General features: G+C 68.9%; 25 protein-coding genes and 1 pseudogene. 15 read left to right on the top strand and 11 right to left on the bottom strand.

The window, feature by feature from the left end:
* Positions 1–221: 221 nt before the first annotated feature.
* From H4Q84_RS01500 to H4Q84_RS01485, 4 genes are read right to left on the bottom strand one after another with little or no spacing between them, the layout of a single operon-like run.
* Complete coding sequence (locus H4Q84_RS01500) at positions 222–1,388, bottom strand: ABC transporter ATP-binding protein (protein ID WP_248581653.1); 1,167 nt, start codon at positions 1,386–1,388, stop codon at positions 222–224.
* Positions 1,385–2,203 carry an ABC transporter permease subunit gene (locus H4Q84_RS01495; protein ID WP_248581652.1) on the bottom strand — a complete coding sequence of 273 codons (819 nt, stop codon included), beginning with the start codon at positions 2,201–2,203 and terminating at the stop codon, positions 1,385–1,387. The genes H4Q84_RS01500 and H4Q84_RS01495 overlap by 4 nt, the downstream gene beginning before the upstream one ends.
* Positions 2,200–3,075: an ABC transporter permease subunit gene (locus H4Q84_RS01490; protein ID WP_248581651.1), complete on the bottom strand. Its 876-nt coding sequence runs from the start codon at positions 3,073–3,075 to the stop codon at positions 2,200–2,202. The genes H4Q84_RS01495 and H4Q84_RS01490 overlap by 4 nt, the downstream gene beginning before the upstream one ends.
* Positions 3,072–4,310, bottom strand: a complete 1,239-nt coding sequence (locus H4Q84_RS01485; protein ID WP_248581650.1) for an ABC transporter substrate-binding protein — start codon at positions 4,308–4,310, stop codon at positions 3,072–3,074. The genes H4Q84_RS01490 and H4Q84_RS01485 overlap by 4 nt, the downstream gene beginning before the upstream one ends.
* Before the next feature lie 102 nt (positions 4,311–4,412).
* Between H4Q84_RS01485 and H4Q84_RS01480 the strand changes: the two genes are divergently transcribed.
* Together H4Q84_RS01480 and H4Q84_RS01475 are read left to right on the top strand one after the other, a co-directional pair.
* Positions 4,413–5,078: a TVP38/TMEM64 family protein gene (locus tag H4Q84_RS01480; protein ID WP_248581649.1), complete on the top strand. Its 666-nt coding sequence runs from the start codon at positions 4,413–4,415 to the stop codon at positions 5,076–5,078.
* Positions 5,079–5,109: 31 nt separating this feature from the next.
* Positions 5,110–5,712, top strand: a complete 603-nt coding sequence (locus tag H4Q84_RS01475; protein ID WP_248581648.1) for a CDP-alcohol phosphatidyltransferase family protein — start codon at positions 5,110–5,112, stop codon at positions 5,710–5,712.
* 55 nt (positions 5,713–5,767) lie between these two features.
* Here H4Q84_RS01475 and H4Q84_RS01470 read toward each other — a convergent pair whose 3' ends face one another.
* The 3 genes from H4Q84_RS01470 to H4Q84_RS01460 are packed head-to-tail and all read right to left on the bottom strand — an operon-like array spanning position 5,768 to position 8,024.
* A complete protein-coding gene (locus H4Q84_RS01470) occupies positions 5,768–7,246 on the bottom strand; it encodes an FAD-dependent oxidoreductase (RefSeq protein WP_248581647.1) in 1,479 nt (492 codons plus the stop codon).
* On the bottom strand, positions 7,243–7,521 hold the full coding sequence (locus tag H4Q84_RS01465) for a zf-HC2 domain-containing protein (protein ID WP_248581646.1): 279 nt from the start codon (positions 7,519–7,521) through the stop codon (positions 7,243–7,245). Before H4Q84_RS01465 ends, H4Q84_RS01470 begins: the two co-directional genes overlap by 4 nt.
* Positions 7,518–8,024, bottom strand: a complete 507-nt coding sequence (locus H4Q84_RS01460) for a sigma-70 family RNA polymerase sigma factor (RefSeq protein WP_248581645.1) — start codon at positions 8,022–8,024, stop codon at positions 7,518–7,520. The genes H4Q84_RS01465 and H4Q84_RS01460 overlap by 4 nt, the downstream gene beginning before the upstream one ends.
* Positions 8,025–8,224: 200 nt before the next feature.
* On the opposite strand from H4Q84_RS01460, the gene H4Q84_RS01455 reads away from it, so the two are divergent.
* The 4 genes from H4Q84_RS01455 to H4Q84_RS01440 all read left to right on the top strand — a co-directional run bounded on the left by H4Q84_RS01455 (position 8,225) and on the right by H4Q84_RS01440 (position 11,514).
* Positions 8,225–8,845 carry a methyltransferase domain-containing protein gene (locus H4Q84_RS01455; protein ID WP_248581644.1) on the top strand — a complete coding sequence of 207 codons (621 nt, stop codon included), beginning with the start codon at positions 8,225–8,227 and terminating at the stop codon, positions 8,843–8,845.
* Positions 8,846–8,969: 124 nt separating this feature from the next.
* Positions 8,970–9,281, top strand: a complete 312-nt coding sequence (locus tag H4Q84_RS01450) for a hypothetical protein (RefSeq protein ID WP_248581643.1) — start codon at positions 8,970–8,972, stop codon at positions 9,279–9,281.
* 86 nt (positions 9,282–9,367) lie between these two features.
* Positions 9,368–10,357, top strand: a complete 990-nt coding sequence (locus H4Q84_RS01445) for a DUF427 domain-containing protein (protein WP_248581642.1) — start codon at positions 9,368–9,370, stop codon at positions 10,355–10,357.
* Between the two features lie 179 nt (positions 10,358–10,536).
* Positions 10,537–11,514 carry a YeeE/YedE thiosulfate transporter family protein gene (locus tag H4Q84_RS01440; RefSeq protein ID WP_248581641.1) on the top strand — a complete coding sequence of 326 codons (978 nt, stop codon included), beginning with the start codon at positions 10,537–10,539 and terminating at the stop codon, positions 11,512–11,514.
* Positions 11,515–11,546: 32 nt separating this feature from the next.
* On the opposite strand, the gene H4Q84_RS01435 is transcribed toward H4Q84_RS01440, so the two are convergent.
* Positions 11,547–12,623 carry an FAD-dependent oxidoreductase gene (locus H4Q84_RS01435; RefSeq protein ID WP_248581640.1) on the bottom strand — a complete coding sequence of 359 codons (1,077 nt, stop codon included), beginning with the start codon at positions 12,621–12,623 and terminating at the stop codon, positions 11,547–11,549.
* A 469-nt stretch (positions 12,624–13,092) separates the two neighbouring features.
* Between H4Q84_RS01435 and H4Q84_RS01430 the strand changes: the two genes are divergently transcribed.
* The 4 genes from H4Q84_RS01430 (at position 13,093) to H4Q84_RS01415 (ending at position 15,107) form a co-directional block, all read left to right on the top strand.
* On the top strand, positions 13,093–13,275 hold the full coding sequence (locus H4Q84_RS01430; RefSeq protein WP_248581639.1) for a hypothetical protein: 183 nt from the start codon (positions 13,093–13,095) through the stop codon (positions 13,273–13,275).
* A 100-nt stretch (positions 13,276–13,375) separates the two neighbouring features.
* Positions 13,376–13,828, top strand: coding sequence for a lactococcin 972 family bacteriocin (locus H4Q84_RS01425; RefSeq protein WP_248581638.1), 453 nt, complete (start codon positions 13,376–13,378; stop codon positions 13,826–13,828).
* A 67-nt stretch (positions 13,829–13,895) separates the two neighbouring features.
* Positions 13,896–14,507, top strand: a complete 612-nt coding sequence (locus H4Q84_RS01420) for a hypothetical protein (RefSeq protein ID WP_248581637.1) — start codon at positions 13,896–13,898, stop codon at positions 14,505–14,507.
* A gap of 342 nt (positions 14,508–14,849) precedes the next feature.
* Entirely contained in the window at positions 14,850–15,107 is a 258-nt protein-coding gene (locus H4Q84_RS01415) for a hypothetical protein (protein ID WP_248581636.1), read from the top strand.
* A 106-nt stretch (positions 15,108–15,213) separates the two neighbouring features.
* On the opposite strand, the gene H4Q84_RS01410 is transcribed toward H4Q84_RS01415, so the two are convergent.
* Positions 15,214–15,561, bottom strand: coding sequence for a hypothetical protein (locus tag H4Q84_RS01410; RefSeq protein ID WP_248581635.1), 348 nt, complete (start codon positions 15,559–15,561; stop codon positions 15,214–15,216).
* 8 nt (positions 15,562–15,569) lie between these two features.
* Between H4Q84_RS01410 and H4Q84_RS01405 the strand changes: the two genes are divergently transcribed.
* The 5 genes and pseudogenes from H4Q84_RS01405 (at position 15,570) to H4Q84_RS01385 (ending at position 20,350) form a co-directional block, all read left to right on the top strand.
* Entirely contained in the window at positions 15,570–15,857 is a 288-nt protein-coding gene (locus tag H4Q84_RS01405; RefSeq protein WP_248581634.1) for an ATP-binding protein, read from the top strand.
* Between the two features lie 75 nt (positions 15,858–15,932).
* A pseudogene (locus H4Q84_RS01400) lies at positions 15,933–16,587 on the top strand (response regulator transcription factor).
* 408 nt (positions 16,588–16,995) lie between these two features.
* Positions 16,996–18,405 (top strand): IS1380 family transposase, encoded by a 1,410-nt coding sequence (locus H4Q84_RS01395; RefSeq protein ID WP_248579429.1) that lies wholly within the window; start codon positions 16,996–16,998, stop codon positions 18,403–18,405.
* A 233-nt stretch (positions 18,406–18,638) separates the two neighbouring features.
* Positions 18,639–19,538 (top strand): ATP-binding cassette domain-containing protein, encoded by a 900-nt coding sequence (locus tag H4Q84_RS01390; protein ID WP_248581633.1) that lies wholly within the window; start codon positions 18,639–18,641, stop codon positions 19,536–19,538.
* Positions 19,535–20,350 carry an ABC transporter permease subunit gene (locus H4Q84_RS01385; protein ID WP_248581632.1) on the top strand — a complete coding sequence of 272 codons (816 nt, stop codon included), beginning with the start codon at positions 19,535–19,537 and terminating at the stop codon, positions 20,348–20,350. The genes H4Q84_RS01390 and H4Q84_RS01385 overlap by 4 nt, the downstream gene beginning before the upstream one ends.
* Before the next feature lie 559 nt (positions 20,351–20,909).
* Here the strand turns inward: H4Q84_RS01385 and H4Q84_RS01380 are convergent.
* Both H4Q84_RS01380 and H4Q84_RS01375 read right to left on the bottom strand, forming a co-directional pair.
* Complete coding sequence (locus H4Q84_RS01380; RefSeq protein WP_248581631.1) at positions 20,910–21,566, bottom strand: response regulator transcription factor; 657 nt, start codon at positions 21,564–21,566, stop codon at positions 20,910–20,912.
* Positions 21,563–22,708, bottom strand: a complete 1,146-nt coding sequence (locus H4Q84_RS01375; protein WP_248581630.1) for a histidine kinase — start codon at positions 22,706–22,708, stop codon at positions 21,563–21,565. Before H4Q84_RS01375 ends, H4Q84_RS01380 begins: the two co-directional genes overlap by 4 nt.
* Positions 22,709–22,810 lie beyond the last annotated feature (102 nt).

The following is a 22,810-nucleotide window of genomic DNA, read 5'->3' as shown; positions in this document are numbered from 1 at the left end:
AGTTCTAGCAACTCCCCATCAGCACGACATCGACGCGACCACGATTGTGGGGGTGGTGGGCGCGGCCGGCCTTGGCCGACTGCTCGCGGACGGCCTGGTCTCCTTCAACTTAGCTGTGGTCAGTGCCGGCCTCCTGGCTTCAGTGACCATCAGCCTTGGTTCCGAGTTCCTCGGGCGAGCCATCAAGGCGGGTACACGCACCTGACACCTGCCCACTCGGTTCACCCCTTCGTCGAACGCGTGGCCACGCTCGCATCAGTCACGGTCGAATGGTCGCGTGGAGCTGGATCGCCGACCAGCGCCAGCGGCGGAGGTGTGGCGCTCACGCCAGGTTCAGGGATGACCCACAGCTCGCCCGATCCCGGGAGGAGCACGCCGGTACGGTCGCCCGGCCGTAGCGTGGTGCCGAGGCGGGCTTCGACCTCCACCCTCGCGCGGCCATCGCCACGGGCCTGGTCGAGCTCTACGACCACGTCCCGGTGCGGCCCGGACTGGAGTACCTGCACGACCCGGCCCGTCAGCGCAGCAGTCGTCTCGGGAGGGACGAGGGCAAGGCGTTCCTTGCGAGCCAGGAGGATGGCACCTCCCGCTACCTGCGCCGCGGGCGGAACTGCGAACGCGCCCAGGCGTGAGTGGTGGACACCGGACTCGACGGTTCCGGGCAGCTCGTTGAACCCGCCCACGAGCCGGGCGACCGCCAACGTCTTCGGAGCCGTGTAGAGCGCCTGGATGGTGTCGAACTGCTCGATGTGTCCTTCGACCAGGACCGCGACCCGGTCGGCCAGCCCTGCCTCGTCGAGGTCGTGCGTCACCATCACGATCGTGGGATCGAGCGCAGCGCGAACCTCACCCAACAACTGGTGCATCGAGGTCCGCAAGCCAGTGTCGAGGGCGCTGAACGGCTCGTCGAGGAGCATCACCCGGCGGCTGGCGGCAAGAGCCCGGGCCAGGGCAACGCGCTGCTCCTGGCCACCGGAGAGCTGCCGTGGCCTGCGCTTGGCGAGGTCCCCCAGGTGGACCAGGTCGAGGTACCGCTGCGCGGCAGCACGGCTCTGCGAGCGGCTCTGGCCGCGCAACCGGTCCGCGAAGGCGACGTTGTCCAGCACGCTCAGGTGCGGGAAGAGGTGAGGTTTCTGAAACATGACCGTCAGGTCGCGCCGCTCCGGTGGAACGCCCATGACGCTCATCCCGTCGAGCAGCACGTCGCCCGCCTCCGCCGGCTCCAAGCCGGCCGCGACCCTGAGCAGGGTGGTCTTGCCTGATCCGGAGGGCCCGAGCACGGCGACCATCTCGCCGTCTTGGATCTCGAGGTCGACCTCGGCAAGCGTCGGTTGCTCGGCACCGGGGTGGCGGTGGGTGATCGCAAGCAGTTTCAGAGCCGCGGTCATGAGTGCGCCGCCGTCCTTCGGCGCGAGGCCGCGTAGGTGAAGACCGCCAGGGCCACCAGAGGCGGCAGGCTGGCGGAGATGGCCAGGGTCGAGGTGAGGGAGTCGTTGCCGGACCCGGCTGCGGAGGAGCCGATCAGCATGGGTGCGGTGACGATCTGGCCGCCACCGATGAGCAGGGTGACGGCGTAGTCGCTCCACCCGACCAGGAAGGCCAGGCCTGTGGCGGTGACCAGCCCGGTGGTGGCGGCCGGGAGCGTCACCCGACGACGAGCCTGACGCGAACTGGCCCCCAGGACCCGGGCCTGCTCCTCCAGGGCAGGGTCCAGTGCGAGGTACGTGGCCCGCATGGTGAAGGTGGTGTAGGGCAGCGCGAACACGCTCAGGACGAGGACCACAGCCAGTTCCCCCGGAATTCCCAGTCGCAGGATGACGACATCGAGACCCATCGCGACAGCGAACGGTGCCAGCACGACCGGCCCGAGCAGCACGACGGACGGCAGGGCGGGTCTGCGCAGCAGCCTCCACCCCAGTGCCCGGCCCGCCATCACACCCAGCGGCGTCGCGATCAGCGCGACTGCGACTCCCAGGAGACCGGACCGGGCCAACGCCGCGATCATCCCCGCGTCGAGCGCCTCTTGCCATGCGCGAAGCCCGAGGTCCTGCGGCAGCCCCGCCGTGCCCGACCAACGTGAGGCGCCCGCCCACAGAACCAACGGGGTCAACGGAACGACCAGCCACAGCAACAGCAGCGCCGGGGTCACGGTGCGCAGCGGCTGGCGCCTGGTACGCGCGCGCAGCGCTGCCCGCCTCCTCATCGGTCCGCCCCGAGCCGCCGCACGAGCGGAAGGACTGCGACGGCCGCGAGCAGGGCCAGCCCTGTGGCGACCACGGCGGTGGCGGCGGCCTGCGGTCGAGCGACAGTGTCGATGTCGGTGAAGAGCCGGTAGGCCATGACCGGGAGAGGCTCGGGGTAGGCGCGCCCGAGCAGGCGGGCGACCTCGTAGGTGCCGAGGGAGTAGACGAACACGATGAGCGAGGACGACGCGAGAGCGGGCGCGGACAGGGGCAGCAGGACTCGTCGCCACTGCGCTCGCGGAGCTGCGCCGAGCACCGCCGCGACCTCTCGCAGGTCCGCGTAGTGCCGCCCGATGGAAGCGACGACAACCAGCGCCACGAAGGCCGATTCCTTCCAGGCGAGCTCGAGCACGGTTGCCCAGGGCCAGCGTCCGCCCATCAGCTCTGGCCACGAGGCTGCTGGGATCCCCGACCAGCGCTGGGCCAGACCGACATCGGAGAGCAGCAGCACGGTCGCGGCCGCACCCACCAGGTGCGGCACCGTCAGCACCGCGACGGCCAGACCGATGACGGGTCGAACGCCGCGGCCTGCACGCACAACGACGGTGGCGATGATGAGCCCGATGGCCGCGGCCAGCAGGGTCGCGGTGGCGGCAGTGATCAGGGACTCTTGCGTCGCGGCGCGCAGATCACCAGCGAGTGTGGTGTATCCGTCGGTGCTCAGGCGGGGCTGTCCCACGAGGGGCAGCAGTCCGAGACTGGTGGCAACGACGGCGACGAGCGCCGTGCCGGTCACCGCCACGATGAGGAGCACCGCGGGGGCGACGAGCCGTGCACCGCCGAACTGCCTGATGGCTCGGAGGTCATGGGTGCTGGTGGGGTGTGGGGTCACGATCCTGAACCCAGCGCTGCCTTGCGCCAGCCTTCGTCCAGTCGCGGCACCCAGGACGAGGCGAGCTCGGGGTCGGCGTTGCGTGAGAGCACGTCGTAGGGCGGCACGACGGCCGAGGTCGGAAGGTCGTCGAACCGTGCCCGATCGGATGGGCTCAGCAGGTCGGTGTCGAGCACCGTGAACTGTCCCCACGTGTCCGGGTCGGCCTTGATCGCCTGCTGCTCGGGCGACAGAGCCAGGTTGGCCACCACCATCGCGCCCTCGGGGTCGCCGGCCGAGGAGGGAATGGCAAGGAAGCTGGCGTTGCCGATGGTCCCCTCCTCAAGAGGGAGGACACGTGTGGTCGCCGGGAAGGTGCCGTCAGAGACGAGCTTGGTGAGCGTGGCCGGCCCGTAGGTCATGGTCATGTCTACCTCCCCGTCGGCGTAGAGCCGGTCCAGGGCCACCGAGTCTCGGGGGTAGGTCCGCCCTTGGCGCCACAACGAGGGCGCCACGCCCTTCAGAACATCCCAGAGCTGGGGGGTCAGCTTGTCGTAGGCGCCTTGGTCGAACTGCGAGGGGATCTTCGCGTAGCCGCCCGAGGTGCTGTAGAGCACCTCGCGGAGGAAGACCGAGCCGGTGAAGTCGGGCGGGGCCGGGTAGGTGAACCGGCCAGGATGGTCCTGCGCCCACTGCAGGACACCGGCCATCGACGTCGGTGGCGTATCGACTCGCGCCGAGTCGTAGACCATCGTGAACTGTGCCTTGTGCCACGGCGCCTCGCAGCCTGCGACATCGGTCCCGAAGTCCTGGATGACCAGGGCGTCGTCGGGCGCCACGAACGTCATGTTCGGCAGCTTCGAGGACCAGCCACAACGCCAGGCATCGGCCTGCTTGCCGGTCGCGAAGTTGTCGCCGTTGACCCACACCAGGTCCACCGTGCCGTCCTCCTTGCCGGCTTGCCGTTCAGCCAGGATGCGGGTCATGGCGTCCTTGGTGTCCGCCACCGGGACCCGCCTCAAGGTCACCCCGAGCTTCGCCGCGGCCGGTGTGAGCACGTCGTCGACGTAGGCATTGCCCTGCTGGTCGCCGCCGTACATCCACAGGTCGACGGTCTGCCCCTTGGCCTGGTCGGTGATCTGCGACCAGGAGCGGTTCTCGGTCGTGGAGCCCGCCGGCGCTCCCGGGGCGGCACAGGCGGAGGCGGCCAGTCCGAGTAACGCGGCAGGGAGCAGTCGGGCAAGGCGCGGGCGCATCAGACCTCCGGAGCAGGGAACATGTCACATCGGGAACACTTCGAGATACTCAGGGACTTCCCGACGTAGGAAGTCCAGTGCATCGAGACGTCAGGATCACCCATGGATAGAGCCGCCCTCGTCAAGGCAGGTGCGCTCGCTCTGGTTCTTCTTGGTGCGATCGGCCTTGCCCTCATCCTCGGGACCCCCGACATCGCAGCATTGAGGTCGCGCGTCGACGCAGCGGGCGTGTGGGGTCCTGCCCTGTTCTTCGCTCTCTACGTCGGCCTGGCCCTCATCCCCTGCCCCAAGGCGGTGCTCACCGCCGCAGGCGGGGCGCTGTTCGGGTTGTGGGCCGGTGCCGCGCTCTCCCTGGCCGCAGCCCTGGTCGGCGCGGTCATCTCCTTCGGTGTCGGAAGACTGCTCGGACGTGACGCCGTCGACCGTCTCATCCGTGGCCGCCTGGCGCGCGTCGACGCGCTACTGGCTGACCACGGTCTCTCCGCGGTCCTCATCGTTCGCCTGGTCCCGCTCGTGCCCTTCATCGCCATCAACTACGCCTCCGGGCTCTCAGGCGTGAAGTTCCGCCACTATGTGCTGGGCAGTGCGCTCGGAATGGTGCCCGGCAGTCTTGCCTATGCAGCGTTGGGGGCCTACGGCACCAATCCGTGGGGCCTGGCCGCCGCCGGCTCCGCCCTGATCATTCTCGTCGTCGGCGGGTCCTGGTGGGCGCGACGACTGGACGCTCGCCGCGGGGACCACACCGCTGCGCACCGAACCCATGCTTGACGCACCGGCTCGCCGATTCTTGGATCGGCCCTTGTCCAGGCTGGCCCGGCTCCTCGACCGGCCGTTCGTGAGCCCCAACCGACTGACTCTGCTCGGCCTGGCCACCGGGCTGGCCAGCGCCGCAGCCGCCGCAGCACAGCTGTGGTGGTGGGCGCTGGGACTGTGGCTGTTCTCCCGTGCGATGGACGGACTTGACGGCCCCCTTGCTCGCCGGCGCCGCACCGCCGCTCACGGCAACCCCGAGACATCACACGGTTCCGAGGCCGGCGGCTTCCTGGACATCACCGCCGACTTCGCCGTGTACGGCGCGACCGTGGTCGGGGTAGCCATCGGCGCTACACGTCAGTACGACGCCGAATGGTTGCCCTTCCTGCTGGTGCTCCTGGCCTACTACCTGAACGGCACGGCGTTCCTGGCTTTCTCCTCCATCGCCGAGCGCACCGGGCGACAGCGTGAGGATGGTCGCTCACTCAGCTTTCTCGGAGGGCTCGCAGAGGGGACCGAGACCATTGCCGTGCACTCGTTGTGGCTGCTCATCCCCACTCACGCAGGGGTCATCGCCACGGTGTGGGCGGCCGTCGTGGGTGTCAGCGCCGCCCAGCGCATCGTGGCGGGCTTCCGGGACCTCTCCTGACGGAGATGCGTCGGCCTCGTTTGATGTCGATGGTTCGCGCGCCCGGCCAGCCTGGTCAGTGGTCTCGGCTGACCCACCATGTACGCGCCCGCGCCAGGGCCCCCAGGGCGCGCTGGGTGGCGGGGCGTTCGAGCTGGTCCTGGACGTCGGAGATCGCGGCATTCCACGGTCCGTCGTTGTAGGTGGGGTAGGCGTGGGTCACGCCGGCGAGATCGCGGGTCGTGAGTCCCCGGGTGACCGCCAGGGTCAGCTCACCGAGGGTCTCCCCTGCCCGTGGCCCGACCACCGTGGCACCGAGGACACGGCCACGCTTGTCGATGACCAGACGGGCGAAGCCGCCGAGCGCGCCCTGCGCGACCGCCCGGTCGACGTGGGAGTGGGACCAGTCGATGGTGCGCAGCCCGGGAGGGACCCGATCGGTCTCGAGGCCGACCGCCGCCACCTCCGGGTCGGTGAAGGTGACCCGCGGCTCCGCGGTCAGGTCGACCTTGCGGCGTACGCCCAGGATGGCGTTGGACGCGGCCAGGCTCGCGTGCACGCCCGCGGTGTGGGTGAATTGCGGGTGACCGGTGAGGTCACCGGCAGCCCAGATGCGTGGATTGGTGGTTCGCAAGAGGTCGTCGACCACGACGAACCCGCGGTCATCGACCTCCACACCCGCGGCAGCCAGCCCGGCGTCGCCGCTGCGAGGCGCTCGTCCGACGGCCACCAGGAGGCAGGAGAACGGCACCTGCTGGCCGCTGTCGAGGTGGAGCACCCCGGACCGCGGGCCGGTGGGCTCGACTCTGGCGACTCCTGAGCCGGTATGGAGGTCGACGCCGTCCTCTAGCAGGGCGCGCGCGAGCTCCGCTGCCGCGAGAGGGTCTTCGCGAGGCAGGATCCGGGGTGCGCCCTCGACCACTGAGACCCTGCTGCCGAGGCGGGCGAAGGCCTGGCCCAGCTCGCAGCCGATGCTCCCGCCACCGAGGACCACCAGCTCAGCGGGGAGCTCACTCAGCCCCCACACGGTGTCGCTGGTCAGGTGGTTGACCTCGCTCAGGCCGGGGATGCGAGGAACCGCCGGTGAGGCACCGGTGGCCACGAGTGCCTGTCGAAACCTCACCGGCACCCCGTCGATCTCGGCCGAGTCCGGCCCGGTGAAACGGGCGGTCGCCGTGCGCACGGAGACCGACGCCTTCTCGAGCGCTTCGACGGAATCGACGGGTGCGATGTGCTGGATCGACGCTCGCACGTGATCCATGACCTTCGCGAAGTCGACGGAGACCTCCGCGACCCCGATGCCGAATTTATGGCCCGTGCGCGCACTGGCAGCGACGCCCGCGGCAGCCAGGAGCGCCTTGGACGGGACGCAGCCGGTCCACAGACAGTCTCCCCCGGTGCGCTCCCGTTCCACCAGGAGGACCCGGGCACCGAGCCGCGCGGCGGTCTTCGCACCGACGATCCCGGCCGTCCCGCCCCCGACGACCAGAAGGTCCCACGGCTCGTCCTGCGAGGCGGCTGAAGATGGGGTAGAGGTCGGCTGGCCGATGGTCACGCGGTGTCCTCGTCGTTGATAGTGGACAGGAAGTCTCGGACCCGATCGACCGACTCAGGGTCGACGCCCGTTCCGCCTGACCACAGCGACAGCGCCCGGTGCAGGGCACGGTGTTCGGTGGCGACCTGAGTGCACTTCTCGCACGTCGCCAGGTGCCCCTCGAGTCGCGAGATCTCTCCGGGCGTGAGCCGGGCTACCGGGTCAGCGTCGAGATAGCGCTGGATGCGGCGCGCGGACCAGTGGCAGGTCAGCATCTGACGCAGAGTCCCAGTCATGACAGGTCTCCTCGGGTGAGTGGGCTGAATCGGAGCGACTTGCGGACGCGGCCACGTGCGCGACTGAGCCGCGACATCACCGTGCCGACGGGGACCCCCATGACCGCGGCTGCCTCGGCGTAGCTCAGGTCGTGAACGTCGACGAGGATGAGAGCTGCCCGGAAACGGGGGTCGAGGGCGCGGACGGCTGCGTCGAGATCCGCGTGCAGCTCGTGGTCCACGAAGCTGTCCTCGGCGCTTGGCAGCTCTGCCCTGCCGAAGGCCGGCCTGGCGGTCCGGATGAGTTCCCAGTCGCCGATCGTGCCCGGCCGCTGGCGGCGGTGCATGTTGGCGTTCGTGTTGCGCAGGATGGTCAGCAGCCAGGCCCGCGGATGCCGGCCGTCAAAGCGATCCATCGCCCGGTAGGCGCGCAGCAGGGTCTCCTGCACGAGGTCTTCGGCATCGGCCTGGTTCGAGGTGATGGTGAGTGCCACCCTGAGCAGGACCTCGATCTCGGGCTCCACCAAGTCTTGGAAGGAGGACTTCCGGGTAGCGTCATCCGGGGGTCGGGGAGCCGTCACGACTGGGAAACCCGCTGAGCACGGGTAATGCTTCCCGCGTCGCTTTGCGGTGCTGAGACCTTTGGCTCTGACACCGTGCTGGCACTCCTACTGGCCCGGCGCTCAGTACCGGCCCCATCGTCTATCCGAAACGCAAGGGTCCCATGTCGCGCTACACGCACTCCGCCTCGTGGTACGACACGGTGTCGGCGGAGCCGATCTACCGGGTCGGTCGCGAGCGCGTCATTCCTGCCCTGCACCTGCGGGAGGGATCCCGGGTGCTGGACATCGGCTGCGGGACCGGGCTCAACTTCCCGCTCCTCCTTGCGGCCGTCGGTGGGAGCGGACAGGTTGTCGGCGTGGACCGCAGCCGCGAGATGCTCGAGGTGGCACGACGCAAGACGATCCAGGCACCACCGGGAAACGTTGCCCTGGTCGAGGCGGACGCCGAGCAGCTTGACCATGTCGCCGTCGGGCTGGATGGCTCCGGTGCGACCTTTGACGCGGTGCTCTTCACCTACTCGCTGTCGTTGATGGGCAATTGGGAGGCTGCGTGGCGGCAGGCCACTTGCTTGGTCCGCCCCGGTGGTCGCGCGGGAATCGTCGACATGGAGCCGCCCCACGGCTGGGCCCGGCTGCTCGATCCGGCTGCCCGGCTGGCCTGTCTACTCGGTGGGGCGGATATCAACGCACGTCCCTGGACTCTGCTCGAGGGAACAGCACACGAAGTGCAGTCCTGGAGTTTGCGCGGCGGGCACGTCCAGGTGCGGGCCGGGACGCTCTGACCCACCGCGGCACCGCCGGGTGGCCGGCTCGAAGGCAGATGTGGGCTGCCGGGATGCTCACGGGGAGGTCACCGGGTTCCGATGGCAGTTCGACCCATTCGCCTCGACTTCACCGGAGGACACCATGAGCACCGCCACCAGCACTCCCACCATGGGTGGCTCGAACTTCGAGTTCTTCGCCGGCCACGCCCTCCTGGGAGCACTGATCCACATGATGGTCGGCGCGATGTACGGCGTGGGCTTCGGCGTGCTGGCCAGCCTGACCCGGATCCGCGGGATGGCGCTCGTCGCCGGCGCTGTCGTCTGGGGCGGCCTGGTCTTCGTGATCAGCTCCTTCGTGGGACTCCCCTGGCGACCGCGATCTTCAACAGCGGGGACCAGATCACCAACACGGCCGAGCTCGTGGGCTACGGCACCTTCCTCGTCGAGCACCTGATCTTCGGGCTCTTCCTGGGCCTCATCCTGTTCATGGGCGCCAAGCGCGCGCACTGAACACCCACCTCCCGCACTCGAGGACGAGCAATGACTGAGACCAACCCGACCGCCACCAGTATCGAGGTGATGTGGCGGCCCGGCTGCCCCTTCTGCGGGTCCCTGCGTCGTGGCCTGAGCCGCGCGGGCGTGGCGACGATCGAGCACGACATCTGGTCTTCGGCAGACGCCGCGGCTCGGGTGCGGGAGGCCACCGGTGGCGACGAGACGGTGCCCACCGTCTTCGTGGGCGACCGGGCGCTGGTGAACCCCTCGGTGCGTCAGGTGGTCGAGGCGATCAGGGCCACCGATCCCGGCTACCGGCCCGTCTCGGCATCCGCGACTGTTCGAGCCCGGGGCGCCGGCAGCAGGAAGAATGTCAGCGCGGGACTCATCTGGACGATCGTGGTCGCGGTGGCGTGGTCCGTGCTCGTCGCGTGGCAGCCCACGACCACCTGGCACCTCGCGCCGCTGATCCTGGCAGCGGCCTGGCCCTGGGTCGTTGGCCAGGACACCTCACCTCGTGATCCTTCGTCTCGACGACGCATCCTGCTCGCTGGCGGCGGCGGCCTCGGCGCAGCCCTGGCGCTCACGGGGGTCCTGTCTTCGGCCGGTCGCCTGGAGGGACCTACGTGGACAGGATCGGGGAACCCCGTGGTCGAGGCACTCCTCCTTTCGGCCGGTGGTGCCGCCATCGCCACGACCATGGGACTGCTGCGCACCGTGCGACGCACGACCAGCGCCGCGGCACGGCTCGGGACCAGCCATGTCGCCACGTCAGACGACATCGTGACGGTCGAGGGCAACGCGTACTTCCCCCTGCCCAGCGTCCCCGAAGGAGTGCTGCAACCCAGCAGCACCACCAGCGTCTGCCCCTGGAAAGGAGTCGCGAGCTACTACGACGTCCACGTCGACGGACAGGTCGTCCCCGACGGAGCGTTCACCTACCGCCACCCCTCACCGCTGGCCCGTCGCATCAAAGGCCGGGTCGCCTTCTGGAAGGGGATCGAGGTCGACACCTCCGGGCCAGGGACAGAATGACCTGAACCCGCAGGACCCGCCGACCAGACCAGGAGACCCACCGTGCTGCCCGATCACGTCCAGGCGTTCCTCGATGCCGAGATCGCCGCGAACCGAACTGACTTCAGCGACCTCCGCGCACCCCAATCCGGAGTACCGATGAATGCCACGACCGAAGTCGGATCCTCTCGGGGCCGCGGGTGATCACGTCCGCTGTCACCGGGGCCCTCGCCGGCCTGCTCATGGGCTACGTGTTGCAGCGGGGACAGTTGTGCTTCCACTCGGCCATCCGCAACTCACTTGACGGCCGGTTCCTCCTGGCCCGCGGGTGGGCCCTCGGCGTGGCCATGGCCTCGGTGGGGCTCGCACTGCTGTTCCTCCTCCCTGGCGCCAGCGGGCTAAACCAGGGCCTGGCCTTCCGGCCGGTCGCCAACGTGGCGGGTGGACTCGTCATCGGTATCGGCATGGTCGTCGCCAAGTCGTGCGTGTCCGGACTCTTCTACAGGCTGGGCTCAGGCATGCTCGGCGCGTTGGTGGGGCTGATCGGCTGGGCGGGAGGCGAACTGCTCGCCCGTCAGCTCACCCTCCCCGGGCCCACGGTGCTTTCGGGTGGCGAAGGCGCAACGATCCCCGGCCTGCTCGGCATGCCGCAACTCGTGGTCGCCGTTATTCTCCTGATCGCCGTAGCCGTCGCGCTCTGGCTGCGACCTGGTCGCGAGTCCCCGGCCCACGACTGGCAATGGGGATGGCCGCAGATCGGGTTCGGTCTCGGGGTGGCGATCACGGCCGGATGGGCCCTGGCTGCGATCGGGGGCGCCACCTTCGGTCCCAGCTCCGTCGGTGCCGTCGCGAGCGTCGCCAGCGGTTCCCCCAACTACTGGCTGATCACGTTCCTGCTAGGCATCGTGGCGGGCGGGACCCTGTCTGCGCGTACGGCCGGCGGTTTTTGGCTCCGTGGCGAGGAACCCGTCCGCTACGTCCAACTCGCGGCCGGTGGCCTGCTCCTGGGCGCAGGAGGCTGGATCGCTGGGGGCTGCAACCTCGGGCACGGGCTCTCCGGCGTCGCACAGCTCAACGTCTCGTCGTTCGTCGTCGTGGCAGCGACGGTGGCCGGGGTATGGGTCGCGCGTCGCGGCGCGGGCCGAGTCGCTCGGCAGTCATCTGCGGCCCGCATCTAGCGAGATCTCCGGCTAAGCCGAGACGGGGAGCCTCACTCCCGATAGGTCCTCAGCCACCGTCGATCGATGTACCGCTTGAGTCGCAGCGGTCCGGCGCCGTACCACCACCTGGGTCCCCAGACAGCCAGACCGGCCCCGTCCCCGAGGTCGAGGATCGACAGTGCCCGGCGCTGGGGCTCGTACACCGGCAGCGGCTCTCCCCGGACCCGCATGAGCAGGCTGCGGAGCAGGACCGGTCCTTGCCGTACCCCGTGCACTCCGATGCGGGGCAGCGGACCCGGGAGGAACCGCGCGCAGTCGCCGACCGCGTAGATGTCGTCGCGGTCCACGTGCTGGAGGGTTGCCCGCACCGGCACCCCGCGCCCGTCACCGAGTCCGAGCTCGACGAGCAGGGGCGGCGCCGTCAGCCCGACGGCGAGCAAGGCGACATCGTGGGAGATCTCAGTATCGTCGTCGCAGACCAGCTGTCGCTCGCCGAGGTCCCGCACCACGCACCCGGTGTGAACGGCCACGCCGCGCGCTGCGAGGAGCCGCACGATCCGCTTGCGTGCGCCTTCGGGCAGGTCCGCACCGATGAGGGTCCCGGCCTCCACCAACCGGACCTGTACGACGTCCGATCGCACCGACAGGTGGGCCGCCAGCTCCAAGCCAGAGGCACCGCCACCCACGACTGTGACCGTGGCACCTTGTTGCCCTGAAGCTCGCAGCCGGGCATCCAGATCAGCGAGACCGCTCAACGGCTTCACCCTCAGGACGACCGGATCAACGTGCATGCCGGCCGGCGCCACCACACTGCCGATGTTGATCGAGAGCACGTCGTACGACAGATGGTCACCGTCCGACGTGACCGCGATCCGCGCCTCAGGATCCAGAGACTCCAGTGTGCCCTCGTGAAACTCCACGCCGGAGACGCCCGCCAGCGCCCGCACATCGATCTGCCCGGCGTCGCTAGCCAGCGCACCAGCGGCCGTGGCCGACGCGACACCGCTGTAGTCGAAGAATCGCGGGGCCAGCAGGTACACCCGATACCCGGCGGCAGCCAGCTCCCCGGCGCGCTTCACGACGTAGAGGTGGGCGTGGCCAGCCCCGACCAAGAGCAGGACCGGCACTCGAGACCTCGAAAGCTAGAGCGAGAAGGTGGCAGCCCAGGGTGAACCGCGGTCGGCAGACTTGAGAGTACCCGGGGCACGATCAGGCTCTGCACTCCACTTCTGCACTCCAGCGGCCGAGGGTCCGGTGCCGTAGGGCAGCAGGACGCGTGGATGCGCGCGCGTCCGGTGATCTGGTCGTTCAACTCATTATTGCTGCGCTCGATCGCGTTGATCCCGGCAATCCAAGGCGCCGCCGAGCGCTGGCCACGTGGACGCCGGGGCCACACCACCTCCATGGAACCCGGGGCGAATCACTCCTGGACTGGTTCCGGAACGAGTACAACCAGCACCGCCCGCACCGCTCACTGCCGCACCTAGCCACGCCAGCAGCGCTCTACAACCAGCTACCCAAGGCCCTACCCGGGCCCAGCCGTGATGCCGACAGCCACGACCGGATCCGCCACGACCGCGTCGACAATCCGGCACCGTGACCCTGCGCGTCGCCGGCCAGCTCCGCCACCTCGGCATCGGCCGAACCCACAGCCGAACCCACGTCATCCTGCTCGTCCAGGACCTCGACGTCAGAGTCGTCAACGCGATCACCGGCGAACTCCTCCGCGAACTCACCATCGACACCACACGCGACTACCAACCACGAACCCCCAAATGAAGAACACCCGAACCCACGTTTCCGCGTGCGCGTTGGGCGCGATGCTACGGAGGGATCTCGGATGAAGTTTGGTGTCAAGAAGCGCGCACTTGGGGTTTGTGTGTCAGCCGTCGCAGCGAGTGTCTTGCTGCTGGCGTCTCCTGCCGGGGCCAGCCCCAGCCAGGACCTCGACACGAAGTCGGTCACCGTCAAGGTCAAGGCGACCTCGTCGATCAAGATCATCGACCAGGGCATCACTGCTAGCGGCGGCTGGGTCGCCTACACCGGCGTCGGCAAGATCGTCGTCGACGGCACTGACGGCGTCGTCGCGAACGGCATCAGCGCCCGTGGGGTGCAGGAAGTCGGAGGCGGCATCTGGTCCTACGGTTCCTCCTTCAACTGGGTTGGTCAGAAGAACTGCTACTCCCAGTACCAGCACGAGACCGTGTCTCACGGCTCGAGCGTCCTGATGGACAGCATCGGAGACAGCGACTGGAGGCTGAAAGGCACCGTCGCCGCATCGAAGGTCACGGCATTCACCACAGCCACCTGCTACGCGTACTGGCGCAAGTAGCCTCTAGCCTTGGAGGCGGAGGTCCGGATCTCGGGCCTCCGCCTCTTTGTCTGCCAAAGGAGATCGCTTGCCCAAGTCTCGAGGCCCGTCTCAGCAACTCATCTTCCGCATCGTCCTAGGGTGCGCTTTCGGAGCGCTGACCGCCGCGGTCAACCACGGCCTCGGTCCTGGGTCTGAGTACACCTCAAAAGTGATGGGCAGGGACTGGTGCTGGCAGGCCGCTGGACTGCTGAGTGGAGTCGCGGCCAGTCACTGGCTGCGCGCCGGTCGTCTGGTGATCAGCTTCCTACTTCCCGCGGTGTGGTCGTACTACGTCTGGGACGCTCGAGCGGGCGTCTACGCGGGGCTCGGTACGCCTGTCGACGTGCTAGGTATCGTGACGGACGTCATTGCCTACTCCGTGTTTGGCGCGCTGAGTGGTTTGGCGCTGGGCCTCGTGATCGCTCTAATCCGGCGAAGGGGTGTCATCGGGCTCCTGGCCGGCGCTATGCCGTTCGCCTACACGGCCAGCACCAGTTCAGGGGTCTATCAACACACCCCGCAGGACCCTGTGGCGCAGCAGGTCGGCTGGGTGACGATGTGGGTCGCCCTGTTCGGCATGGTCGTGTGGACTTCCTGGTGCCTGCGAGAGATGTGGACCGAACGAAACGCTGCGGTTCCGCTCCGATCTTCCCTGTGACCCAAGTCCACACCGGTCATCGCCCCCGCAGGGGGCCTGCCCGTCTGGGGCGTCCGATGGTCGCGGCAGCCACGGTCCATCTCGCGACGTGACCCCAGCGGCCCGCAAGGGGGAACCCTCAGCGACGACGCCGGGGTCTGCTCGGTGCCATCGGTCTTCTGGCTAGATCTTCCTGGCCTTTGGTATGGGTCATTTTTCCTATTCTTTCGGCTGATCCGCGACCGGCACGGCACGGCGGCTCTAAGATTGGCTGATGGTGGCGAACAGCCTCCGGGCGCTCTTGAGCGAACCTCGTCCTGCACAGCCACCCGTACGGGGTGGCGGGACTGGGCACTGCTCGGCGTGGCCGTCGCGGCGTCGCTCATCGAGGCAGCGCTACGTCCGGACCGAACCTGGCTGCTGACCGCCCTGGCCGTCAGCATCGTGGTCGCCCTTTGCGTGCTGTGGCGGCGGACCCATCCGCTGGCTGCGGTCGCGGTCGCATTAGGCACGCTGATCGTCTTCGACGTGGCACGGATCGTCGCGAGCGATGCGACCGGACTGTCGGGCATCGCGGTCGCCCTCGTGCTGCCCGTTGTTCCGTTGGGCGTCGGGCCGTGAGGCCGCTATCGGGCTCGGGATCATCCTGGTGTGGCTGGGTGTCACCCATGTCGCAGATCCGACCACGGTGGGCGAGGTGGTGGCCGGGTATGGGTTCTTCCTGTTCTCAGCCGCGCTGGGGGCCTCCATCCGCTTCCACGCCACCACCCGCATGCGGGACATCGAGCGGGCCGAACTCCGGCAGCGCCACGAGCTTGCTCGCGACCTGCACGACACCATCGGTCACCACATGTCGGGCATCGTCATCCAGGCCCAGGCGGGGCAGGCCTTGGCGGCCCCCCACCCCGATCGTGCGCTGGCCGTGCTCGAAACCATCGAGCAAGCAGCCACGAGGGCGCTGGCGGAGATGCGCACCATCGTCGGTGTCCTGCGCGTGGAGGCCGAGCCGGACCTCGCCCCCCAGCCCGGCCTTGCTGACATTGAGCGGTTCGCCCGCACACCGCCGGGACGCCACGCATCGATGTGCACCTGTCGGGCGCCCTGCACGACCTCCCTGCGGCGGTCAGCGTCGCGCTATACCGGATCGCGCAGGAAGCCCTCACCAACACGATGCGCCACGCCCGCAACGTCACCCGCGTGCACATCGACCTGGCAGGTGATGTCGACCGCGTGCGGCTTGTCGTCTTCGACGACGGAGATCCAGTGGCAGCGAACCGCCCTGCGACCGGTTTCGGTTTGGTCGGCATGCGTGAGCGCACCTCGCTGCTCGGCGGCACCTTCCTCGCCGGCCCGAACCTTGACCGTGGCTAGGTCGTGGAGGCGACGCTGCCCAGGCGGAGTGCGACCAAGGACCGATTACCGGTCTCGGAACGGTCGGTGTAGGACGTGGCCATCCGTGTGCTCATCGCTGACGACCAGGAGATCGTCCGGGCCGGTCTTGCCATGATCCTCGACGCTCAGCCCGACATCGAGGTCGTCGGGCAGGCCGCCGACGGCCTCCACGCCGTCGCGCTCGCCCGTGAGTTGCCGCCGGTCGTGTGCCTGTTCGACATCCGCATGCCCCACCTCGACGGGATCGAGGCCACCCGGCAGCTCGCCGGCCCCGGCGTCCACGACCCGCTCGCGGTCGTCGTGATCACGACCTTCGATGACTACGAATACGTCCACGGCACGCTCAAGGCCGGCGCCCACGGGTTCCTCCTCAAAGACGCCGGACCCGCCCTGACACAAGCCATCCACGCCGCCGCCCAAGGTGACGCCCTGATCGCTCCCAACATCACCGTTCGGCTACTCGCGACCTTCGCTGACTCCCATGCGAGGCCCCCCACCAGCGCAGCCCGTGGAACCCCTCACCGTCCGAGAGGAGGAGATCCTGCTGCCGATCGACCGTGGTCGGACCAACAGCGAGATCGCCGATGAGCTGCATGTCAGCATCAGCACCGTCAAGACCCATCTCGCTGCCCTGATGCGCAAGCTCGACGCACGCAACCGCGTCGAGATCGCCATCTGGGCCCACGAGACCGGCCGCGTCAGGACCTGACGGAAGGAGCGAGCCCGCGACGTCGCAGCAAGCTCACCCTGCAGGCCAATCGGCGCCGACACCATCTCGTTGGCACGGCTCGGCGCAGATGTGGTGGGGCTGGACTTCTCCCCGAGCACGATTGCGGTCAACCGACCGACATAGCCACAACCGCAAATCAGGCACCGTCACCCCGCGCGTGCACGGCCAACTGCGCCACATCGGCGTCGGACGAACCCACAGCCGAACCCACGTCATCCGTGGCCTGACGAGCCCTTGGGTAGGTTCTAGATGTTGGGCTACTAAGCCTCGATCCACCGATGAGCTTGAGGTTGTGAGCGCGTCGTGAAGTGAGAATGCCCTTACGTGCTGGGAAAATCGGACTTCTTCAGGGTCCCAATTCTCACCAAGACGAAGGGCATCTCGTAGATGCAACTTTGCCACACGCCCCGTGCCACGTCGGCAGTGTTCGATGATCCCAATCTCGTGTCGTCGGCCGGGCTGGTCCCGGTCCTCGCGCTGGCCCGATCCGCGGGACTCCAGGAACTGGCCCAAGCCCACCTCACTGTGCCGACCGACAAGGGCGCGAACGCGGGGTTGAAGGTGTCCTCGCTGGTCGCCGGGATGGTCGCCGGCGCGGACAGCATCGATGACATGGCGCTGCTCCGTCACGGCGGGATGGGCCGGGTGTTCACGAACGCCTACGCGCCCTCGACGCTGGGTTCGTTCCTGCGCACGTTCAGCTTCGGCCACGTCCGCCAGCTCGACGCTGTCGCCTCGAGGTTCTTGGCCGGGCTGGCCGAGCAGGCACCGCTGATCGTGACCTCACCTGACACCAGCGAGCGGGTGATGATCGACATCGACGACACCATCGTCGAGGTCCACGGGCACGCCAAGCAGGGCTCTGGCTACGGCTACTCCGGCGTGCGTGGGCTCAACGCGCTGCTCGCTGTCGTGTCCACGAGCCAGTCCGCGCCGGTGATCGTGGCCCACCGGCTCCGGAAGGGATCATGTGGTTCACCGCGGGGCGCGAAACGCCTGGTCGCCGACGCGTTGAAGACCACCAGCAAACTGCCCGCCAAGTCCGATCTGCGCCCGATGCTGCGAGCCGACTCCGCGTTCTACGGCGCCGAGGTGGTCAACGCGGCGTTGCGCGGTGGCGCCGACATCTCGGTCACCGTGCGAATGGATCCCAAGGTCAAGGCGGCGATCGCCACCATCGGTGACGATGCCTGGACCACCATCGAGTACACCGACGCCGTCTTCGATGAACCCACCAACACGTGGGTCTCCCGCGCCGAGGTCGCCGAGATTCCGTTCACCGCGTTCACTTCCAAGAAGAAAGCCGACCAAGTCACCGGACGGCTCGTGGTCCGCCGGATCCCCGACCTCAACACGTCCGCCAAGAATGGTCAGGAGACGTTGTTCGACACCTGGCGCTTCCACGCCTTCTTCACCACCACAGACCCGGCCGTGGCCGGCACGGTGGCCGCGGACAAGACCCACCGCGGCCACGCGATCATCGAACAGGTCCACTCCGACCTCAAGGGCTCCGCCCTCGCGCATCTGCCATCGGGAAAGTTCGCAGCGAACGCCGCCTGGCTCGTGCTGGCCGTCATAGCGTTCAACCTGACCAGAGCAGCCGCGACCATCACCGGCCCGGGACTCGCCAAGGCCACCACCGCGACCATCCGCCGCAAGCTGATCGCCGTGCCCGCCCGGGTCGCGTCCTCGGCACGAAGAGTGACGCTGCACCTCCCGACCGGATGGCCCTGTGAGACAGCCTGGAGCGAACTGTTCAACCGGGCCTGCGGACCAACACCGGCACCGACGACCTGACCACCCCCAGCCGACACCGGCACAACGACCAACCCGGAACAACCTGGCAGCGAGGCCAGACGGTCGGCCACGCCCACACACTCGAAGACCCCGCCTCAGCGACCGCTGACGCTCAGCCCCTGCCCATCGGTGGATCGAGGCTAAGGCATGGTCCCTGCCCCGTACTTTCGGTTAGGACACGACTGGCCATTGAACCGATGCGCGCACGACGCGATGTCGCGAGGGTTGAGCCCATGATCACAGTTGAGTCCCTGACCCGGAGGTACGCCGGTTTCACCGCCGTCGACAACGTCTCCTTCACCGCCAAGCCCGGCCGCGTGACCGGTTTCCTCGGCCCTAACGGCGCCGGCAAGTCCACCACGATGCGCGTCATGGTGGGTCTGACCGCTCCGACGTCCGGCTCGGCCACCATCGACGGCGTCCGGTTCGCCGACCTCCCCAACCCCGGCCTCGAGGTCGGCGTCCTCCTCGACGCCTCGGCCCAGCACGCCGGCCGCACCGGACGCGAGATCCTGACCATTGCCTCCGACACCATGGGCCTGCCCCGCACTCGGGTCGACGAGATGATCGAGCTGGTGAGCCTGACCCCCACCGAGGCCAAGCGCCGCGTGCGCAACTACTCCCTCGGCATGCGCCAGCGGCTCGGTATCGCCACTGCACTCCTCGGAGACCCCAAGGTCCTGATCCTCGACGAGCCCGCCAACGGGCTCGACCCCGCGGGGATCCGGTGGATGCGCGACCTGCTGACGGGCTTCGCCAGCCAGGGCGGCACGGTGCTGCTGTCCTCACACCTGCTCCACGAGATCGAGGTCATCGCCGATGACCTGGTCGTGATCGGCAACGGCAAGATCGTCGCGTCCGGCAGCAAGGAAGAGCTCCTCGCCGCGGCCGGGACGCTCGCCCGCTCGACGTCACCGCGCGACCTCGCCCACGCGCTCGAGCAGGCCGGGATCCCCAGCACGCTCGCAGGGGACGGCTCGGTCCGCACCGACGCCGACCCCGCTCGGGTCGGGGCCGTGGCTCTGACCGCCGGCATCGCCCTCACCGAGCTCCGGTCCGCCGAGGGCGCCGGGCTCGAAGACATGTTCCTGTCGCTCACTGCCGACACCCAACGCGAAGGAGTTGCGGCATGACCGCCACGATCGTCCCGCCGGCCTCCACCACGGAGGCCGCGCCGGTCCGCCGGACCGCCCGTCCCATCCCGACCACTCGGCTCGTCAAGGTCGAGCTGCGCAAGATGTTCAACACCCGCTCGGGATTCTGGATGCTCGTCAGCATCGGCGTCCTGTCGGTCATCGCGACCGGGGCGGTAATCATCTTCGCTCCCGAGAGCGAGATCACCTACGAGACTTTCGCGACGGCGATCGGGTTGCCGATGTCGGTGATCTTGCCGATGATCGCGATCCTGGCCGTCACGGGTGAGTGGAGCCAGCGCAGTGGGCTCACGACGTTCACGCTGGTGCCGAGCCGCGGACGCGTGATCGGCGCAAAGGCGATCGCGACCCTCCTGGTGGGCCTCGGCTCCATGGCCGTCGCCTTCGCGGTGGGCGCCCTCGGCAACGTGGCCGGTTCCGCACTCGCCGGCGTCGACACCGTGTGGGACATTTCGTTGTCCATGGCGCCCCAGATGGTGCTCGGCAACCTGGTCGGCATGGCCATCGGCTTCACCCTCGGTGCCGTGCTGCGCAACTCCGCGGCCGCGATCGTGGGCTACTTCGTCGTCTCACTGGTCATGCCGGGCATCCTCGTGCTCCTGGCCCAGGTGCGCTCGTGGTTCGAGGACCTGCAGCCGTGGATCGACTGGAACGAAACGCAGGTGGAACTCTTCGAGGGCGCCACAAACACCGGTAAGGAGTGGGCGATGCTCGGCTCGACCACGATGATCTGGATCGTCATTCCCCTCGTCGTCGGGCTGCTGCTCATGCGCCGCTCCGAGGTCAAGTAGTCACACACACGGGCGGCGGTATCTGGAACTCATCTGTGCGTTCCGGATACCGCCGTTTCGTGGTGGATCGGGCTCAGCGTGCGAACAGGTCACCCTGCTAGTGCGAAGATCCCCAGCGCGGGTACGTCTGAGCGACATCACCGCTGCACGCCGTACAGGTTCGCTGAATCACTCCCGTAGCAGGACCAGACGCACATCTGCGCAGCTCGAGCGAGGATCTCCGTGCTACCGAAGAGTAAGGACGACGCCTGAGCAGAGCCAACGCACACTTTCCCTCCGGAAGGCGAAGGACCAACTGCCGAGACTCCCAGCACCCCCGCGTGTCGTGCTGACACCGGATCTCCAGACAGCCTCGTTACTGGCTGGAAGTAGGCCAGTTCGCCCACTGCGAGGCACTCAGAGTCAAGCGATGGCACTGCCGTAGACCTGAAATGGGGTCGGCGGTTCGACCCCGCCCCTGCCCACAAGCCGCAGGTCCCGACCTGTGAGGGCGCCCCCGCCGGACTCGGCGGGGGCGTTCGCCGCCTCCAGCCTTCCTGCCGGCGGAGCGAGCCGGCCTCTACTCCCGGACCCTGCCGGTCTCGTACCCCCACATCGCGACCTCCACCCGGTTACGGGCGCCGAGCTTGGCCATGAGGCTGCCGATGTGGGCCTTCACCGTGCTGAGGCTGATGTGCAGCTCGGCGGCGATCTCTGCGTTGGTGCGACCCCGCGCGATGGTGAGCAGCACCTGCTCCTCGCGTTCGGTGAGCCGGTCGAGGGGCTGGGCGGGAGGGGCTGCCCGACCCGTGCCCGCGAACGTCGACAGCAGCCGCCGGGTGATGCTGGGCGAGATGAGCGAGTCACCTCGGGTGGCCGCCCGGATCGCCTCGCCGAGCAGCCCGGGTCCGGCGTCCTTCAGCAGGAAGCCGGTGGCGCCGGCCAACAGCGCACCGTGCACGTACTCGTCGAGGTCGAAGGTGGTGATCACGACGACCGCGACCGGGTCCTCGACGCCCGGCCCGGCCAGCAGACGGGTCGCTTCGACCCCGTCGAGGACGGGCATCCGGATGTCCATCAGGCACACGTCGGGACGGAGCTCGCGGGCCAGCCGCACCGCCTCCTGCCCGTCGCGCGCCTCCCCCACGACCTCGATGCCGTCCAGGGTGCCGAGGATCAGCCGCAGTCCGGTCCGCACGAGATCCTGGTCGTCGGCGACCAGCACCCGGATGCTCACGCCGACACCTGCCGCGGCAGTGTCGCGCTGACGGCCCAGCCGCGACCGGGGCAGGGACCTGCCCGGCACGCGCCACCCAGGAGCAGGGCGCGTTCCACCATCCCGGTGAGCCCGAACCCCGCTTCGGGGGCGGGGTCAGCCGCGCCCGGATCACCGTCGTCGCGGACGACGAGGCTGACCGTCGACTGGTCGCCGGCGACGCGCACGTCGATCAGGGTGGCGTTCCGGGCATGCCTCAGGGCATTGGTGACCGCCTCCTGAGCGATCCGGAAGACAGCGGCGTCGATCGCCGCCGGGAGGGCGGCAAGGTCACCCGAGACCCTGACCTCCACCCGCGGCCCGGCAGGCGATGCCCCGGACAGCCGCTCGAGGTCGGCAACACCGGGCTGCGGGGCGTAGTCGACGGGTGCCTCGTTGCGCAATACGCGGACCATCGCCCGCATCTCCGCGAGCGTGCGCGATGCCTCCACCTCGATCACCTCCAGTGCCTCGAGCGGCGAACTCGGGCTGGTCGCCGCGAGAGCGCGCCCTGCCTGTGCGTGGACGGCGATGGCAGAGACGTGGTGGGCCACCGTGTCGTGCAGCTCGCGCGCCAACAGGACCCGCTCCTCCGACTTCACCTGCTCCAGCCTTCGCTCCCGGGCGTCGTGCTGAGAACGCACGGCCCAGCCCAGGGCAAAGGCGGACATCAGGACACCGACCCCGCCGATTGCGTCGGCCACGCCGGTCCAGCTGACGAAGAACCCCAGGGTCGCCGGGACCAGGATGACGGCCAGGCCCGCCGCCGCCTCGCGCCCGGAGCCCCACCGGAAGAGGGCGTAGGGGAACACGAGGAAGGAGACCATCGAGTACATGTCGAGCGCCGGGGCGTCAGCCACGATCAGCCCGATGTCGACGACGGCGGTCACGCCGAAGGCGGTGGCGACCACTGCGAGCGGGTGGGTACGCCGCCACAGCACGAGCGATGCGAGCCCCACCGTCAACACCAGTGACAGCCCCGGCAGCGGCAGGTCCTCCCGCAGGAGCACCTCCAGCACCGCGGCGACGGTCACGACCGCGAGCAGCGCCCAGTCCCGCCACACCCGGGCCGGGGGCGCCGAGGGTCGGGGTTCGGCCAGCACGGACCGCAGTGGCTTGCTCACCCCCTCAGCGTAGTGATGCAGCGCCGCCAGGGGACTGGCCGAAAGTCTGACCCGGCCCCCAGCCGAAGGCACGACCGGCTCGGAGCCTCACGGCCGATGCCT

This window comes from Nocardioides sp. InS609-2, assembly GCF_023208195.1.
Lineage (GTDB): Bacteria > Actinomycetota > Actinomycetes > Propionibacteriales > Nocardioidaceae > Nocardioides.
This window is presented reverse-complemented; position numbering and strand designations above follow the sequence as displayed.

Excerpts from the sequence above, each read along its gene's own strand:
- H4Q84_RS01500 (WP_248581653.1), bottom strand. The coding sequence starts at position 1,388 with ATGACCGCGGCTCTGAAACTGCTTGCGATCACCCACCGCCACCCCGGT.
- H4Q84_RS01495 (WP_248581652.1), bottom strand. The coding sequence starts at position 2,203 with ATGAGGAGGCGGGCAGCGCTGCGCGCGCGTACCAGGCGCCAGCCGCTG.
- H4Q84_RS01485 (WP_248581650.1), bottom strand. The coding sequence starts at position 4,310 with ATGCGCCCGCGCCTTGCCCGACTGCTCCCTGCCGCGTTACTCGGACTG.
- H4Q84_RS01480 (WP_248581649.1), top strand. The coding sequence starts at position 4,413 with ATGGATAGAGCCGCCCTCGTCAAGGCAGGTGCGCTCGCTCTGGTTCTT.
- H4Q84_RS01465 (WP_248581646.1), bottom strand. The coding sequence starts at position 7,521 with ATGACTGGGACTCTGCGTCAGATGCTGACCTGCCACTGGTCCGCGCGC.
- H4Q84_RS01455 (WP_248581644.1), top strand. The coding sequence starts at position 8,225 with ATGTCGCGCTACACGCACTCCGCCTCGTGGTACGACACGGTGTCGGCG.
- H4Q84_RS01450 (WP_248581643.1), top strand. The coding sequence starts at position 8,970 with ATGAGCACCGCCACCAGCACTCCCACCATGGGTGGCTCGAACTTCGAG.
- H4Q84_RS01445 (WP_248581642.1), top strand. The coding sequence starts at position 9,368 with ATGACTGAGACCAACCCGACCGCCACCAGTATCGAGGTGATGTGGCGG.
- H4Q84_RS01395 (WP_248579429.1), top strand. The coding sequence starts at position 16,996 with ATGCAACTTTGCCACACGCCCCGTGCCACGTCGGCAGTGTTCGATGAT.
- H4Q84_RS01390 (WP_248581633.1), top strand. The coding sequence starts at position 18,639 with ATGATCACAGTTGAGTCCCTGACCCGGAGGTACGCCGGTTTCACCGCC.
- H4Q84_RS01385 (WP_248581632.1), top strand. The coding sequence starts at position 19,535 with ATGACCGCCACGATCGTCCCGCCGGCCTCCACCACGGAGGCCGCGCCG.